Genomic DNA, 13,540 nt, shown 5'->3' with positions numbered 1-13,540 from the left:
GAAGCCATATGCGCTTCGAGATCATGCGACTCGACGAGCTGGACGGCACGCCCGTGGACAGCACCGTCGTGGACGCCGCCTCCGTCAACCGGATCGTTCAGCAGGCTGCCGCCATAGGGCAGCGACTCTGGATCCGCCCGGCCGACACCTCGGCCTCGTAACGCGCGGATCGACGCGAAGCTTCAGGGCCCCGTACGGCACGACGCCGTACGGGGCCCTTTGGTCTGCCGAGGGGGTGCCCGGGTCTCAGCTCCCCTTGATCACCTGGGTGACGCCGTTGATGATCTGCTGGACGGCGATCGCGGAGAGCATCATGCCCGCGAGCCGTGTCACGAGGACCACTCCCCCGTCCTTGATGACCCGGATGATCAGCAGCGAGTACCGCATCACGAGCCACAGCACCACGTGGATGGCGAGGATCGCCGTCCACACGGACACCTGGCCGCCGACGCTGTCGGCCTTCTGCACGGCGAGGATGACGGAGACGATCGCGCCCGGCCCGGCGAGCAGCGGCATGCCGAGCGGCACGAGGGCGACGTTCACGTCCTTGGTCTGCTGCGGCTCGTCCGTCTTGCCGGTGAGCAGGTCGAGCGCGATGAGCAGGAGCAGCAGACCGCCGGCGATCATCAGCGCCGGGATCGAGACATGCAGATAGTCGAGGATCTGATGGCCGAGGAGGCCGAACACCGCGATGACCCCGCCCGCCACACAGACGGCCTGGAAGGCCATCCGCCGCTGCACCTTGGCGGGCCGGCCGGCGGTGAGCGCGAGGAAGATCGGGGTGATCCCGGGGGGATCCATGATCACGAACAGGGTGAGGAAGAGCGAGCCGAAGACGGCGACGTCGAACATGGGTGAGCTGTGCCTTGCGCAGGGGCGTGCCACCGTGACCGGCCGCCCGCGAGGCGGGCAGGGGTGGGCACGGCGGACGACGCCGGGTGGATCGGACGGGCGGGTGAGGGTGCTCAGACTCCGCCGGTACCGGGGACGGGGAACGCGCCGGTCGCCCGCCGCGTGATCTCGCCGTACACCTCGGGGTCGGTCGTGTACTCGCCGAGGACGCAGGTCTTGCGGCTGCCGTGGTAGTCGCTGGAGCCGGTGGTCAGCAGCCCGAGCTCCTGGGCGAGTCCGCGCAGCCGCGCGCGGGTGCCGGGGTCGTGGTCCATGTGGTCGACCTCGATCCCGTCGAGGCCGGCCGCGGCCAGCTCGGCGATCGTGGACTCCGGGACCGTACGGCCGCGCTTGCTGGCGGCGGGGTGGGCGAAGACGGTGACGCCTCCCGCGGCCTTGACCAGCCGGACGGCCTCGAAGGGATCCGTCTCGTGCTTCTCCACATGGGCCCGGCCGCCGTCGGCCAGCCAGTCCTCGGTGAAGGCCTCGTCCACGGACGGCACGACACCGAGCTCGACGAGCGCGGAGGCGACGTGCGGGCGGCCGACCGAGCCGCCGCCGGCGATCCGGCTCACCTGCTCCCAGGTGACGGGCACACCCAGCGCGTTCAGCTTGGCGACCATGCCCTTGGCCCTCGGCACCCGGTCGTCGCGCACCAGCTCGCGCTCGGCGAGCAGGGCGGGCTCCTCGGGGTCGAAGAGGTAGGCCAGCAGATGCATGCTGATCCCGTCGACCCGGCAGGACAGCTCCGCGCCGGTGACGAGCGTGAGCCCCTCCGGCAGCGCGGCGATCGCCTCGGCGTAGCCGCGGGTCGTGTCGTGGTCGGTGAGCGCCACGACGTCCAGCCCGGCCTCGGCGGCGTGACGCACCAGCTCGGCGGGGGTGTCCGTACCGTCGGACGCGGTGGAGTGGGTGTGCAGGTCGATACGCACGACGCGGACTCCAGTCGGGACGGCACGGAAGGGACCGCACAAGGATAGCCGTATTTCCGGACTCGCCTGTCACACCCGCACGGCACCGGCGCCCCCTACACCGAGGGGCGCCTCCTACGGTTCGAGCAGGCGAGGGGACAGCGCCCCGCAGGGCACCAGCTCCACCTCGGCCCCGGCGTCCCGCAGATCGGTGAGCACCAGTTCGTCGTACAGGAGCAGCCCGGACTGCTCGGGCCACGTGATCGCCCACAGCCACATCCCCAGCGCCTCGCCGGCGAAGACCGCGCGGTCGTCGGGGGTGCCGGAGACATGCCACAGCGGGGTGGGGCGGCCGGTGGCGAGGACCTTGGCCTGCGGCGGTTTCTCGACGTCGATGTACGCCCCGGGGTCGGGTCCGTCGATGCCGGCGTAGCGGGCGCCGAGTCCGACGCCGAGCTCCTCGGCGATCAGGATCAGCTCGCCGGGGCCGCCGAGCGGTCCGGGTCCGGAACAGGCCACGGCGCTCGCGCGTCCGCCGCTGCGGTCGTCGCCCGCGCTGGCGACGCCGGTGAACAGCCACCCGATCGGCAGCGGCCACGGCATCCACACGGGCACCCGCGTGCGGTGCACGACCACTCCGAGCGCCTCGACGCTGGGCGGGATCACGGGCTGCACCGGATACACGGTGCCGTGCACGTCGCACTGCCAGGTGTCGGCGAAGAGTCCGGGAGCCCTGACCCGGCCACCGCACTTCGGGCAACTGGGTTCGCCCCTCATAGGGCCCCACGGTCCTACCCCTTCCGCGTCACGTCAAGGACGATCACCCGTCCGGACGGAACGCGTGGACCGCGAGGATATAGATGTAGCTTGCATTAATTAGAATAGCTAACCTAATCTGTTCAGGTACCAACCACCTTCACCGACTGAACCAGTCCTGATTGGAGAACGGCATGGACCCCCTCGATGCGGGATCCGGCGGCATCCTCCGGCAGCCCAAGGCCGTCTGGGCGACCGCCGGCGCGTCCGTCGTCGCCTTCATGGGCATCGGGCTCGTCGACCCGATCCTGCCGTCCATCGCGAGCGGCCTGGACGCCACGGCCGGCCAGGTCTCCCTGCTCTTCACCTCGTACTTCCTGATCACCGCCGTGGCGATGCTGCTCACCGGCTTCGTCTCCAGCCGCATAGGCGGGCGCAGGACGCTGCTGCTCGGCCTGGCGCTGGTCGTCGTCTTCGCCGCGCTCGCGGGCACGTCCGGCTCGGTCGGGGAACTGGTCGGGTTCCGGGCCGGCTGGGGCCTGGGCAACGCGCTCTTCGTGTCCACCGCCCTCGCGGTGATCGTCGGAGCCGCGGCCGGCGGCAGCGCGGCGGCGATCCTGCTGTACGAGTCCGCCCTCGGGCTCGGCATGGCCTGCGGCCCGCTGCTGGGTGCGCTGCTCGGCGACGCCAGCTGGCGCTACCCGTTCTTCGGCACGGCGTTCCTGATGGCCGTCGGCTTCCTGTGCATCACGGCGTTCCTCAAGGAGCAGCCCAAGCCGGCCACCAAGACCTCGGTGCTCGACCCGATCCGCGCCCTCGGCCACGGCGGCCTGGCGTCGGCGGCGGCCTCGGCGTTCTTCTACAACTACACGTTCTTCACCGTGCTGGCCTTCACGCCGTTCGTGCTGGACATGAGCCCGTACCGGTCGGGCGCGGTGTTCTTCGCCTGGGGTGTGCTGCTCGCCGTGTTCTCGGTGATCGTGGCGCCGCGCCTGCAAAAGCGGTTCGGCTCGCTGTGGGTCCTCGGCGGCTCGCTCGTCCTGCTCGCGGCCGACGTGCTCGTCCTCGGCTACGGCGACCACACGACCGCCGTGGTCTGCACGATCCTGTCGGGGGCGTTCATCGGCGTGAACAACACCGTCTACACCGAGCTGGCCCTCGGCGTGTCGGACGCGCCGCGCCCGGTGGCCAGCGCCGGCTACAACTTCGTCCGCTGGTTCGCGGCGGCCGCGGCGCCGTTCTTCGCCCCGCGGATCGAGGAGTGGACCGGCAGCCTGAAGGTGCCGTTCGTGGTGGCCGCCGTCACCGCGGTGCTGGGCGCGCTCGTCGTCCTCGTCCGCCGCGGGGCGCTCACCCTGGCGGCCGAGGAGCACACCACCCGGCACGCGACCCGGGACAGCGTCACCGTGTTCGCCAACTGACGCTCCCCTACGGCCGGTTGGTGAGATCGCTCACGTGGGGCTCATCGGGCGCTCACGCGACGCTCACGTCAACGGGACGGACGTGCGGGTGGGATCCCGCAGGTCCGTCCCCTGCGTCAGCCAGCGCTCCTGGAGGGCCTGGGCGCCGTGCACGCGCTTCCAGGCGGCCTCGTTCGGCGTCATCGGGAGCAGCGGCAGGAAGCTCACCGGGTCGAGGGGGGCGTCGAGGTCCAGGTCCTCCACGAGACCGCCCGGCTCGGCGACCAGCACCGAGGTGAACGGGGCGCCGGGCCACAGGGGTTCACCTACGTCGAGGGAGGCGCCGGGGGCCACGACGACACCCTCCACCTGCGGGGACGCGGCGAGCACCGCGAGCGGGCGGAGCACCTTGTCGGTGTCGGCGAGACCGGCGCGGACGGACAGGACCAGCTCGGCGCGGGGGCCCTTGACGGGGTCGGCGACCACGGCCGTCGGGTCCGTCATGGGGTGCGCGGACATGCCGAGGGTGGCGTAGCGGACGATGTCGCCCTCCTGGAAGCGGAGCACCTCGACGCGGTCGGTGCCGAGGAAGGTGACCGCCGCGCGTGCGTCCGGTTCACCGAGGGCGGTGCGCAGCCGGGCCTCGACCAGGGGAAGAACATCAGCCATGTGGCGAGCATAGAACTCGTCAGGACGCGGCAAAGCAGCGCCTTGACACTTCTGTCGGCTGATACTCTTGCCCGGTGTTCGGGCAGCGTGCCGAGGCATCGCGAACGAGTCCCGACGCCTGAATACTCCCGTACGGGGAACCCCTTAGGGGTATGGAACGTCCCTCACGAGGGACCGGCCGGAGGAGGTGGGGCTGTCATGGATCGAAGTCGACCGTGCAGTACCACTCGCTCTTCCCGCCGTTGATGTAGCTGGCTCGGCTGTTCCGGCTCCGGCTGACCGCCGCCTTTCACGCTCGTGTTCCTGACGCGGAAGAGCACTTCGTTTCGCTTTGCCTGATCGGTCTGATCTGTTTCAGCAACGAAGCCCATCACCGCAACGGTGCGGTGCTCCCCGCTTTGTGGACGTACCAAACATCCTGAGGTCAGGACGTCCTCATTCCGGGCAGTTCCACCCGTGCGGCGGTACGCACGCGCTTCGTTGCCCGTCGCGAAGGAGCCTGCTCATGTCGATGATCCGCGACCTGCGTGCCGTGGTCCGTCCGTCCCGCATCTCGCTGCGCAAGGACAGCGGCCCGTACGAGACCACCCGTGACCCCGCGACGCCCTCCGCCGTCGTCGACTGCGCCGTCTACCGCGACGGCGCCCGCCTGGCGACCGCGACGCCGCTGACGCCGCACGAGGCGATGCGCCAGGTGCGCCGCGACGGAGGCTTCGTCTGGATCGGGCTGCACGAGCCCACCGAGGCCGAATTCGCTGGTATCGCCGGTGAGTTCGGGCTGCACCCGCTCGCCGTCGAGGACGCCGTGCAGGCGCACCAGCGGCCCAAGCTGGAGCGCTACGACGACACCCTGTTCACCGTGTTCAAGACGGTCCACTACGTCGAGCACGACCGTCTCACCGCCAACAGCGAGGTCGTGGAGACCGGTGAGGTGATGTGCTTCACCGGCCGGGACTTCTTCATCACCGTCCGGCACGGCGGCCAGGGCTCGCTGCGCGCGCTGCGGCACCGCCTCCAGGACGACCCCGAGCTGCTCGCGAAGGGCCCGTCCGCGGTGCTGCACGCCATCGCCGACCACGTGGTGGACGGCTACATCGCCGTCGCCGACGCCGTGCAGGACGACATCGACGAGGTGGAGACCGAGGTCTTCTCGCCGGGCCGCAAGGGCGCCCCGCGCGGCACGGACGCCGGCCGGATCTACCAACTCAAGCGCGAGGTGCTGGAGTTCAAGCGTGCGGTGTCGCCGCTGCTGCGCCCGATGCAGCTGCTGAGCGAGCGGCCGATGCGGCTGATCGACCCCGACATCCAGAAGTACTTCCGGGACGTCGCCGACCACGTCGCGCGCGTGCACGAGCAGGTCATCGGCTTCGACGAGCTGCTGAACTCGATCCTCCAGGCCAACCTCGCGCAGGCGTCCGTCGCGCAGAACGAGGACATGCGCAAGATCACCTCATGGGCGGCGATCATCGCCGTCCCGACGATGGTCTGCGGGGTGTACGGCATGAACTTCGACTACATGCCGGAGACGCACTGGAAGTACGGCTACCCGGTGATCCTCAGCGTGACCGTCGCGATCTGTCTGGGCATCCACCGCACGCTCAAGCGCAACGGCTGGCTCTGATCCGGACGGGCCCCGCTGGATAGGCTTGGGCCATGACAAGCGAGCTGCTCGACCAGGCCCTCGTCGAGGAGGCCACGAAGAAGTCCGGCCTCGTCTGGGTCGCGGCGCCGGGCGTCCCGGCCCGCGCGCTGTGGCACGTGTGGCACGAGGGTGCCGCGTGTGTCGTGGGCGACGGCCCGGGTGAGCAGCCGCTGCCCGGCCTGACCGACGGGGCCGCCGTCGAGGTCACCGTGCGCAGCAAGGACAAGGGCGGCCGGCTGGTGTCCTGGCCGGCGCGGGTCGTCGAGCTGGCGGCGCGGACCGAGGCGTGGGAGGCCGCGGTAGCCGAGCTCAAGGGCAAGCGCCTGAACGCCCCGGACGGGGAGGCGATGCCCGAGCGCTGGGCGCGCGAGTGCCGGGTGCTGCGCCTGGAGCCGGCGGGAGCGCCGGCCCCGCTGCCGGACGGCTCTCTCGCCGAGGTCCCCGTGCCGACACCGGCGACGACCCGCCACCCGATCCCGGCGGGGCTGCCCCGCCTGCTGGCGAAGCGCCGCAAGCGGGGCTGAGGGTTCAGGACGACGGCAGCTGCCGGCCGTAGTCCACGGTGTCGTCCTTGTTCGGCTTCTCCAGCGGGAAGTCCTTGCCCCACGCCGAGAAGGTGAGGGTGCCCGCGCCGCCCGCGCGGGTCAGGAGCAGCGGGTAGGGCTTGCCCTCCAGGGAGACGTCGAGGGTGCCGCCGTCCCCGCCGTCGCCGGAGAGCCTGATGGTGCGCAGGCCCGCCTGCTCGTGGTGCCCGTCCGTGGTCACTTTGCCGTGCAGCGCCAGCAGCCCGTCGAGCAGGACGTCCTTCTCGGTGAACCCGCTGAACTTCTGGTACGAAGGATCGCCCTGCGGCACCTTCACGTACTTGCCGTCCAACTTGTCGACCGCCCCGGCGTCCGTCTTGCCGTCGGTGCCCGCGTCGCTCCAGAAGCCTGCGTCGGCCTTCAGGAACAGCTGCTCGCCGACGCGCAGCAGATGGAACGTGGACCCGCGCGCGGTGACCGATCCGGTCGCGCCGTCGGCCTTCAGCCGCATGTCGAGTCTGTAGGTGCGTCCGCTGGTGACCACGTTCCCCGAGAGGCGCACCGCCTGGGCGGAGTCGGCGGCGGCCCGGGTCTTGCGCTGGATCTCGGCCACCGGCAGCTTGCCGACCCCGTTGGTCCCCGCGTCGGGGTCCTCGCTGCCGCATCCCGTCAGCCCCGTCGCCGACACGGCCAGGGCGCACATGGCGGACACCAGCACGGCCTTGCGGGGGCGGCCGTGGGGAATCGCAGTCACAGGTGGGGCTGCCTTTCTGTCGTGGTACCCGAGCGGCGTACGGCAGCGTACCGGGGCGCCGGGTCCCGGGCGGAGCCAGTCCGTCCGGACCCCTCACCAGGGCGGACCGGATGCGGACGGGCTAGCCTGAAGCCCACCCCAGCGGGCAATTCGGAAAGGGCGCCCCGGCGCGGCACCCCGTCACAGCAGCACCAGGAATTCGGCCGACCCGCACGCAGAGGAGCCTCAGCCATGGCAGCCGGCGCGCCCCGGATCTTCGTCTCGCACCTCGCCGGTGTCGCCGCGTTCGACCCGAACGGCGACCAGGTGGGCCGGGTGCGGGACCTGGTCGTCATGCTGCGCGTGGGCCGGCGCCCGCCGCGGCTGCTCGGCCTCGTGGTCGAACTGTCCACGCGGCGCCGTATCTTCCTGCCGATGACCCGGGTGACCAGCATCGAGTCCGGGCAGGTCATCACGACCGGGGTGCTGAACGTCCGCCGGTTCGAGCAGCGGCCCACCGAGCGGCTGGTCTTCGGTGAGCTGCTCGACCGTCGCGTCACCCTCGTGGAGACCGACGAGGAGGTCACCGTCCTGGACCTGTCGGTGCAGCAGCTGCCCGCCCGCCGGGACTGGGAGATCGACAAGGTGTTCGTCCGCAAGGGCGGCCGGGGCGGCGCCTTCCGGCGGGCCAAGGGCGAGTCGCTGACGGTCGAGTGGTCGGCCGTCACCGGGTTCTCCCTGGAGGAGCAGGGCCAGGGCGCGGAGAACCTGCTGGCCACGTTCGAGCAGCTGCGCCCCGCCGACCTCGCCAACGTGCTGCACCACCTCTCCCCCAAGCGCCGCGCCGAGGTCGCCGCCGCCCTGGACGACGACCGCCTCGCCGACGTGCTGGAGGAGCTGCCGGAGGACGACCAGATCGAGATCCTCGGCAAGCTGAAGCAGGAGCGCGCCGCCGACGTCCTGGAGGCCATGGACCCCGACGACGCGGCCGACCTGCTCGCCGAGCTGCCCGCGGACGAGCAGGAGCGGCTGCTGAACCTGATGCAGCCCTCGGACGCGGCCGACATGCGCCGCCTGATGTCGTACGAGGAGCACACCGCGGGCGGTCTGATGACGACCGAGCCGATCATCCTGCGGCCCGACGCCACCGTCGCGGACGCCCTCGCCCGCATCCGGCACCCCGACCTGTCGCCGGCGCTGGCCGCCCAGGTCTACGTGTGCCGCCCGCCCGACGAGACCCCGACCGGCAAGTACCTCGGCACGGTCCACTTCCAGCGCCTGCTGCGCGACCCGCCGTACACCCTGGTCAGCTCCATGGTGGACGAGGCGCTGGAGGCCCTGGAGCCGGACGCGACGCTGCCCGTCGTCGCCGGGTTCTTCGCGACGTACGACATGGTGGCGGCGCCCGTCGTCGACGACTCGGGGTCGCTGCTGGGCGCGGTCACCGTGGACGACGTGCTGGACCACATGCTGCCCGACGACTGGCGGGAGACCGAGTTCCACCTGGACGAGGACTCCGGCGGGGGAAGGGGCCCGGATGGCTCCTGAGCGCGAGGGCGGCGCACGCGAGCGCGCCACGGCGGGCGCGACCGCCGCCGGACGGGGACCGCGGACCCGGCTGGACCAGCCGCGCCCGCCGCGCCGCCGCATCCTGCCCGAGTGGGACCCGGACGCCTTCGGACGGCTGTCGGAGCGGGTCGCCCGGTTCATCGGCACCGGGCGGTTCCTGGTGTGGATGACGGTCGTGATCATCCTGTGGGTGCTGTGGAACATCGCGGCGCCCAGCGAGCTGCGCTTCGACGAGTACCCGTTCATCTTCCTGACGCTGGCCCTGTCCCTGCAGGCGTCGTACGCGGCCCCGCTGATCCTGCTCGCGCAGAACCGGCAGGACGACCGGGACCGGGTGAACCTCGAACAGGACCGCAAGCAGAACGAGCGGTCGATCGCCGATACCGAGTTCCTGACCCGCGAGATCGCGGCGCTGCGGGTCGGCCTGGGCGAGGTCGCCACCCGCGACTGGATGCGCTCGGAGCTGCAGGACATGCTGAAGGAGCTGGAGGAGCGGCACAACGGGCATCGCGAGCGCGGGGTATTCCCGGCGGAACGGCCACCGGGACGTGACGTAGACGACCGCTGACGGCCTTACCCGGGCATGGCTACCGGGCCGTACCATCGTCCTTATGGCTACGGAAGACGCGGTGCGCGAAGCACTGGCGACGGTGAACGACCCCGAGATCAACCGCCCCATCACCGAGCTGGGGATGGTCAAGTCGGTGGAGATCGGTGCGGACGGTGCGGTCGCGGTCACCGTGTATCTGACGGTCTCCGGCTGCCCGATGCGCGACACCATCACGCAGCGTGTGACGGACGCGGTCTCCCGCGTCGAGGGCGTGACCCGGGTCGACGTCACGCTCGACGTGATGAGCGACGAGCAGCGCAAGGAGCTGGCGAACGCCCTGCGCGGCGGCCAGGCCGAGCGTGAGGTCCCCTTCGCCAAGCCGGGCAGCCTGACCCGGGTGTACGCGGTCGCCTCCGGCAAGGGCGGCGTCGGCAAGTCCTCGGTGACGGTGAACCTGGCGGCGGCCATGGCGGCCGACGGTCTGAAGGTGGGCGTCGTCGACGCCGACATCTACGGCCACAGCGTGCCGCGCATGCTGGGCGCCGACGGACGCCCGACCCAGGTCGAGAACATGATCATGCCGCCGTCGGCGAACGGCGTGAAGGTCATCTCCATCGGCATGTTCACCCCGGGCAACGCCCCGGTGGTGTGGCGCGGCCCGATGCTGCACCGCGCGCTCCAGCAGTTCCTCGCGGACGTCTACTGGGGCGACCTCGACGTCCTGCTCCTGGACCTGCCGCCCGGCACCGGCGACATCGCGATCTCGGTCGCGCAGCTCGTCCCGAACGCCGAGATCCTGGTCGTGACGACTCCGCAGCAGGCCGCCGCCGAGGTGGCCGAGCGGGCCGGCTCCATCGCCGTCCAGACGCACCAGAAGATCGTCGGCGTGGTCGAGAACATGTCGGGCCTGCCCTGCCCGCACTGCGGCGAGATGGTCGACGTGTTCGGCACCGGCGGCGGCCAGACGGTCGCCGACGGCCTGACCCGCACGACGGGTGCGACGGTCCCGGTCCTCGGCAGCATCCCGATCGACGTCCGCCTGCGCGAGGGCGGCGACGAGGGCAAGCCGGTCGTCCTGACCGACCCGGACTCCCCGGCGGGCGCGGCCCTGCGCTCGATCGCGGGCAAGCTGGGCGGCCGCCAGCGCGGCCTGTCGGGCCTGTCGCTGGGGATCACCCCGAAGAACAAGTTCTGAACTCGCACGTCTGCGGTCTGCGGCTCCGTCACTGGTCAAACTTCTGACCAGCGGCGAAGCCGTCGACGTCTGTCAACGTTGGTGGTCGTTGAGCGCCCATGCACGGCCCAGAGACGGCCCGAGCGGACCGCCCTCGGCATGTCCCTCCATACGAACTACAGGCGGGGGTTCATTGAGGTCGGCCGAGCACGTCAGCCGGTCGCCTGACGCCTGGGCTCGTCGTCGACTGGGCTGGGGGTCGCGCGGGGGTGCTGCTGTGCCACTGTCCGAGTTCGTTGATGCCGACGTTGGGCGTCAGCGGAACAGTTCCGGAACTGGGCAGACCTCCAGCGGTTCGGCCGGCCGGTCCGCCCACTGCCACCAAGTGTGCCGACCAGCGCATCGCCACAGAGAGCGGCAAATCCTCCGGCCGTCCAGGCGGCTACCTGTCGTGGCTGGAAGTCTGTTCCTGGGACACGGCAAGATCATCTCGTCTCTGACCATCGGTTACGGGACGGGTCTCAGCGACCCGAGCAGCTGGCACCAGGCCCTCGAAGCGACATAGGGAGTCGACGGCCCGGTGCTCCTGTGGTTGGCGAGCGTGTGGCCTGTATTCATGTCCGGGCCGAGGTCAACGCTCCAGGGTGCGCAGGCCCGCCTCGTCGTGGGTCTCGCCGACGGCTGGGGGGAGATCGTTGAGCTTCTTGAGCTGTTCTGAGGTCAGCTCCACGGCGTCAGCGGCGGTATTCTCCTCGACGCGTGCCACGCGCTTGGTGCCGGGGATGGGGGCGATATCGTCGCCCTGGGCCAGCAGCCAGGCCAGGGCGACCTGCGCCGGGGTGGCACCCGCCTCGGCTGCGAGGGCTTCGATCTTGTCGGCGATGCGCAGGTTGTGCTGGAAGTTCTCGCCGGTGAAGCGGGGGTTGTTCTTGCGCAGGTCGGTGTCGTCGAAGCCGCTCGTGGAGCGGATCTGTCCGGTGAGGAAACCGCGTCCCAGGGGCGAGTAGGGCACGAACCCGACGTTCAGTTCCCGCAGCAGCGGCAGCACCCGCGCCTCAGCATGTTCCCGGGCCCACAGGGAGTACTCCGACTGGACTGCAGCGATGGGGTGGACGGCGTGGGCGCGGCGAATCGTTTCCGGCCCGGCCTCGGAGAGGCCGATGTGGCGGACCTTGCCCTCTCGGACCAGTTCTGCCAGCGTCCCCACCGTGTCCTCGATGGGCGTGTTCGGGTCGACCCGGTGCTGGTAGTACAGGTCGATGTAGTCGGTGCCCAGCCGCTTGAGCGAGCCCTCCACGGCAGTGCGGATGCTGGCCGGGCTGCTGTCGAGCTGCCCGGCCGGCCGGCCGGTGTGGGAGATCATGCCGAACTTCGTCGCCACCACGGCCTGGTCGCGACGGCCCTTGAGCGCCTTGCCGAGGAGTTCCTCGTTGATGTAGGGGCCGTAAACCTCGGCGGTGTCGAGGAACGTGACCCCCAGTTCAAGGGCGCGGTGGATGGTGCGGATCGACTCGGCGTCGTCCGTGTTGGCGCCGGTGTAGGCGTAGGACATCGACACCAGGCCTAGACCGATACGGGAGACATCCAGGTCCCCCAGCTTGATGTGCTTCATTGGGCTTCTCTCATTCTCTGGCTGTTGTCGGAATCACTGGGCGCTGCTCCCGGCTCCGCGGTCCATCGCCTTGTCGATCATTCGAGTTGACAGTGTCTGGTCGCGCGAGCAGGGCGGGCCCTGATCCGCTTTGCAGTGCTCTTGGGCAGGTAGTGGCTGCAGGGGAGCAGGGCGTCATAGGTCGTCACCGACGGATGAGGCGTCCAGGGGACGCCAAGTGGGGCTGTCGCCGTCCCGCCGGACATGTCCGAACACCACGTCCGCGAAGTGGATGCCGAAACCGATCGTGTCGGGCTCCGCCAAGTCGGCGACGAGGCGGCGGCGATAGTCGGCCGCCGGGACGGGGTCGCCGTCGAAGGCCAGGGGCCATTCGGGGTGCTCGACCTGGATCGATGAGAGCATGGCGTCGCCGAAGGCGATCAGCCGCTGCCCGCCCGATGTGATGACGTACTCGGCATGTCCGGGCGTGTGACCGGCGCCTATCCGCATCCGTACTCCCGGAAAGATCTCCTGCCCGTCCGCCACGGTGCGGACGCTCGGTGCCAGGCCGGCCATCTCCTTGCTCATCCCCTGCGCCTCCAGCACACCGCGGTGAGCCCATTCAGGTTCGGACATCAGGTAATCGGCGTGGGCGAGTGGGGGCCGGTCACCGCCCGGTGCGGGATGCCAGGCCCAACCGATGTGGTCGGGGTGCAGGTGAGTGAAAGCCACCGCCTCGATCTCCTCGGGCCTGCGACGGAGTGCGGCCAGGCTGTCCAGGAGCGCACCGCCGTGCATCGTGGCGACCGGGCCCTGCGAGGCGTGCGAGTCGTGTGGTCCGATCCCGACGTCGATCAATAGTGCGCGGTCGCCGTTCTCCACCAGCAGGCCACCGATGCTCACCACCAGGTTGCCGGACGTGTCCAGGAACTCGGGTCGTGCGTCCCACACCTCTTCAGGGGTGTCGGGAAGCAGATCGCGCGGCCTGAGCCGCGCCGCTCCGTCCGGTACGTAGGTCACCTTCACGTCGCCCAGTCGTACCGAGCGGATACCCGCCGGCTTCCTCAGCCTCTGGACCAGATCGTCTGCGGAATACGCCACGTTTCCTCACCTTGTCGATCATCGTTGCG

The 13,540-nt window shown here is 70.5% G+C and carries 14 protein-coding genes; 7 read left to right on the top strand and 7 right to left on the bottom strand.

Annotated features, from left to right (window positions below; translation table 11 throughout):
* Window positions 1-8: 8 nt before the first annotated feature.
* Window positions 9-161 (top strand): hypothetical protein, encoded by a 153-nt coding sequence (locus ADL34_RS35895; protein WP_086867242.1) that lies wholly within the window; start codon window positions 9-11, stop codon window positions 159-161.
* Window positions 162-246: 85 nt separating this feature from the next.
* Here ADL34_RS35895 and ADL34_RS29625 read toward each other — a convergent pair whose 3' ends face one another.
* From ADL34_RS29625 to ADL34_RS29615, 3 genes are all read right to left on the bottom strand, one after another.
* Complete coding sequence (locus tag ADL34_RS29625) at window positions 247-852, bottom strand: MarC family protein (RefSeq protein WP_062668715.1); 606 nt, start codon at window positions 850-852, stop codon at window positions 247-249.
* A 113-nt stretch (window positions 853-965) separates the two neighbouring features.
* Complete coding sequence (locus tag ADL34_RS29620; RefSeq protein WP_062668714.1) at window positions 966-1,823, bottom strand: PHP domain-containing protein; 858 nt, start codon at window positions 1,821-1,823, stop codon at window positions 966-968.
* Between the two features lie 114 nt (window positions 1,824-1,937).
* Window positions 1,938-2,579 carry a DUF6758 family protein gene (locus ADL34_RS29615; RefSeq protein WP_062668713.1) on the bottom strand — a complete coding sequence of 214 codons (642 nt, stop codon included), beginning with the start codon at window positions 2,577-2,579 and terminating at the stop codon, window positions 1,938-1,940.
* 173 nt (window positions 2,580-2,752) lie between these two features.
* Between ADL34_RS29615 and ADL34_RS29610 the strand changes: the two genes are divergently transcribed.
* Window positions 2,753-3,979, top strand: coding sequence for an MFS transporter (locus tag ADL34_RS29610; RefSeq protein ID WP_062668751.1), 1,227 nt, complete (start codon window positions 2,753-2,755; stop codon window positions 3,977-3,979).
* 63 nt (window positions 3,980-4,042) lie between these two features.
* Here the strand turns inward: ADL34_RS29610 and ADL34_RS29605 are convergent, their stop codons facing one another.
* On the bottom strand, window positions 4,043-4,627 hold the full coding sequence (locus ADL34_RS29605; protein ID WP_062668712.1) for a suppressor of fused domain protein: 585 nt from the start codon (window positions 4,625-4,627) through the stop codon (window positions 4,043-4,045).
* A gap of 505 nt (window positions 4,628-5,132) precedes the next feature.
* Between ADL34_RS29605 and ADL34_RS29600 the strand changes: the two genes are divergently transcribed.
* Complete coding sequence (locus tag ADL34_RS29600) at window positions 5,133-6,248, top strand: magnesium and cobalt transport protein CorA (protein WP_062668711.1); 1,116 nt, start codon at window positions 5,133-5,135, stop codon at window positions 6,246-6,248.
* Window positions 6,249-6,280: 32 nt separating this feature from the next.
* Window positions 6,281-6,793 (top strand): hypothetical protein, encoded by a 513-nt coding sequence (locus ADL34_RS29595; RefSeq protein ID WP_062668710.1) that lies wholly within the window; start codon window positions 6,281-6,283, stop codon window positions 6,791-6,793.
* Window positions 6,794-6,797: 4 nt separating this feature from the next.
* Here the strand turns inward: ADL34_RS29595 and ADL34_RS29590 are convergent, their stop codons facing one another.
* Complete coding sequence (locus ADL34_RS29590) at window positions 6,798-7,547, bottom strand: hypothetical protein (RefSeq protein ID WP_062668709.1); 750 nt, start codon at window positions 7,545-7,547, stop codon at window positions 6,798-6,800.
* A 231-nt stretch (window positions 7,548-7,778) separates the two neighbouring features.
* Between ADL34_RS29590 and ADL34_RS29585 the strand changes: the two genes are divergently transcribed.
* Genes ADL34_RS29585 through ADL34_RS29575 form a run of 3 tightly spaced genes read left to right on the top strand, consistent with a single transcriptional unit; the run spans window position 7,779 to window position 10,840 of the window.
* Window positions 7,779-9,074, top strand: coding sequence for a magnesium transporter MgtE N-terminal domain-containing protein (locus ADL34_RS29585; RefSeq protein ID WP_062668708.1), 1,296 nt, complete (start codon window positions 7,779-7,781; stop codon window positions 9,072-9,074).
* On the top strand, window positions 9,064-9,663 hold the full coding sequence (locus ADL34_RS29580) for a DUF1003 domain-containing protein (protein ID WP_062668707.1): 600 nt from the start codon (window positions 9,064-9,066) through the stop codon (window positions 9,661-9,663). Before ADL34_RS29585 ends, ADL34_RS29580 begins: the two co-directional genes overlap by 11 nt.
* Window positions 9,664-9,706: 43 nt before the next feature.
* Window positions 9,707-10,840: an Mrp/NBP35 family ATP-binding protein gene (locus ADL34_RS29575; RefSeq protein WP_062668706.1), complete on the top strand. Its 1,134-nt coding sequence runs from the start codon at window positions 9,707-9,709 to the stop codon at window positions 10,838-10,840.
* A 610-nt stretch (window positions 10,841-11,450) separates the two neighbouring features.
* Here ADL34_RS29575 and ADL34_RS29570 read toward each other — a convergent pair.
* The gene (locus ADL34_RS29570; protein ID WP_062668705.1) at window positions 11,451-12,431 is read right to left on the bottom strand and encodes an aldo/keto reductase; all 981 of its coding nucleotides are present in this window, start codon (window positions 12,429-12,431) and stop codon (window positions 11,451-11,453) included.
* A gap of 174 nt (window positions 12,432-12,605) precedes the next feature.
* Window positions 12,606-13,511, bottom strand: coding sequence for an MBL fold metallo-hydrolase (locus ADL34_RS29565; RefSeq protein ID WP_079034200.1), 906 nt, complete (start codon window positions 13,509-13,511; stop codon window positions 12,606-12,608).
* Window positions 13,512-13,540: the final 29 nt, after the last annotated feature.

The sequence above is a fragment of the Streptomyces sp. NRRL WC-3605 genome (assembly GCF_001509795.1).
Classification (GTDB): Bacteria; Actinomycetota; Actinomycetes; order Streptomycetales; family Streptomycetaceae; genus Streptomyces; species Streptomyces viridochromogenes.
Note: the sequence above shows the minus strand (reverse complement) of the source record. Positions and strands in the feature narration are given on the sequence as shown.

Excerpts from the sequence above, each read along its gene's own strand:
- ADL34_RS29595 (WP_062668710.1), top strand. The coding sequence starts at position 6,281 with ATGACAAGCGAGCTGCTCGACCAGGCCCTCGTCGAGGAGGCCACGAAG.
- ADL34_RS35895 (WP_086867242.1), top strand. The coding sequence starts at position 9 with ATGCGCTTCGAGATCATGCGACTCGACGAGCTGGACGGCACGCCCGTG.
- ADL34_RS29570 (WP_062668705.1), bottom strand. The coding sequence starts at position 12,431 with ATGAAGCACATCAAGCTGGGGGACCTGGATGTCTCCCGTATCGGTCTA.
- ADL34_RS29615 (WP_062668713.1), bottom strand. The coding sequence starts at position 2,579 with ATGAGGGGCGAACCCAGTTGCCCGAAGTGCGGTGGCCGGGTCAGGGCT.
- ADL34_RS29585 (WP_062668708.1), top strand. The coding sequence starts at position 7,779 with ATGGCAGCCGGCGCGCCCCGGATCTTCGTCTCGCACCTCGCCGGTGTC.
- ADL34_RS29605 (WP_062668712.1), bottom strand. The coding sequence starts at position 4,627 with ATGGCTGATGTTCTTCCCCTGGTCGAGGCCCGGCTGCGCACCGCCCTC.
- ADL34_RS29625 (WP_062668715.1), bottom strand. The coding sequence starts at position 852 with ATGTTCGACGTCGCCGTCTTCGGCTCGCTCTTCCTCACCCTGTTCGTG.
- ADL34_RS29610 (WP_062668751.1), top strand. The coding sequence starts at position 2,753 with ATGGACCCCCTCGATGCGGGATCCGGCGGCATCCTCCGGCAGCCCAAG.
- ADL34_RS29600 (WP_062668711.1), top strand. The coding sequence starts at position 5,133 with ATGTCGATGATCCGCGACCTGCGTGCCGTGGTCCGTCCGTCCCGCATC.
- ADL34_RS29575 (WP_062668706.1), top strand. The coding sequence starts at position 9,707 with ATGGCTACGGAAGACGCGGTGCGCGAAGCACTGGCGACGGTGAACGAC.
- ADL34_RS29580 (WP_062668707.1), top strand. The coding sequence starts at position 9,064 with ATGGCTCCTGAGCGCGAGGGCGGCGCACGCGAGCGCGCCACGGCGGGC.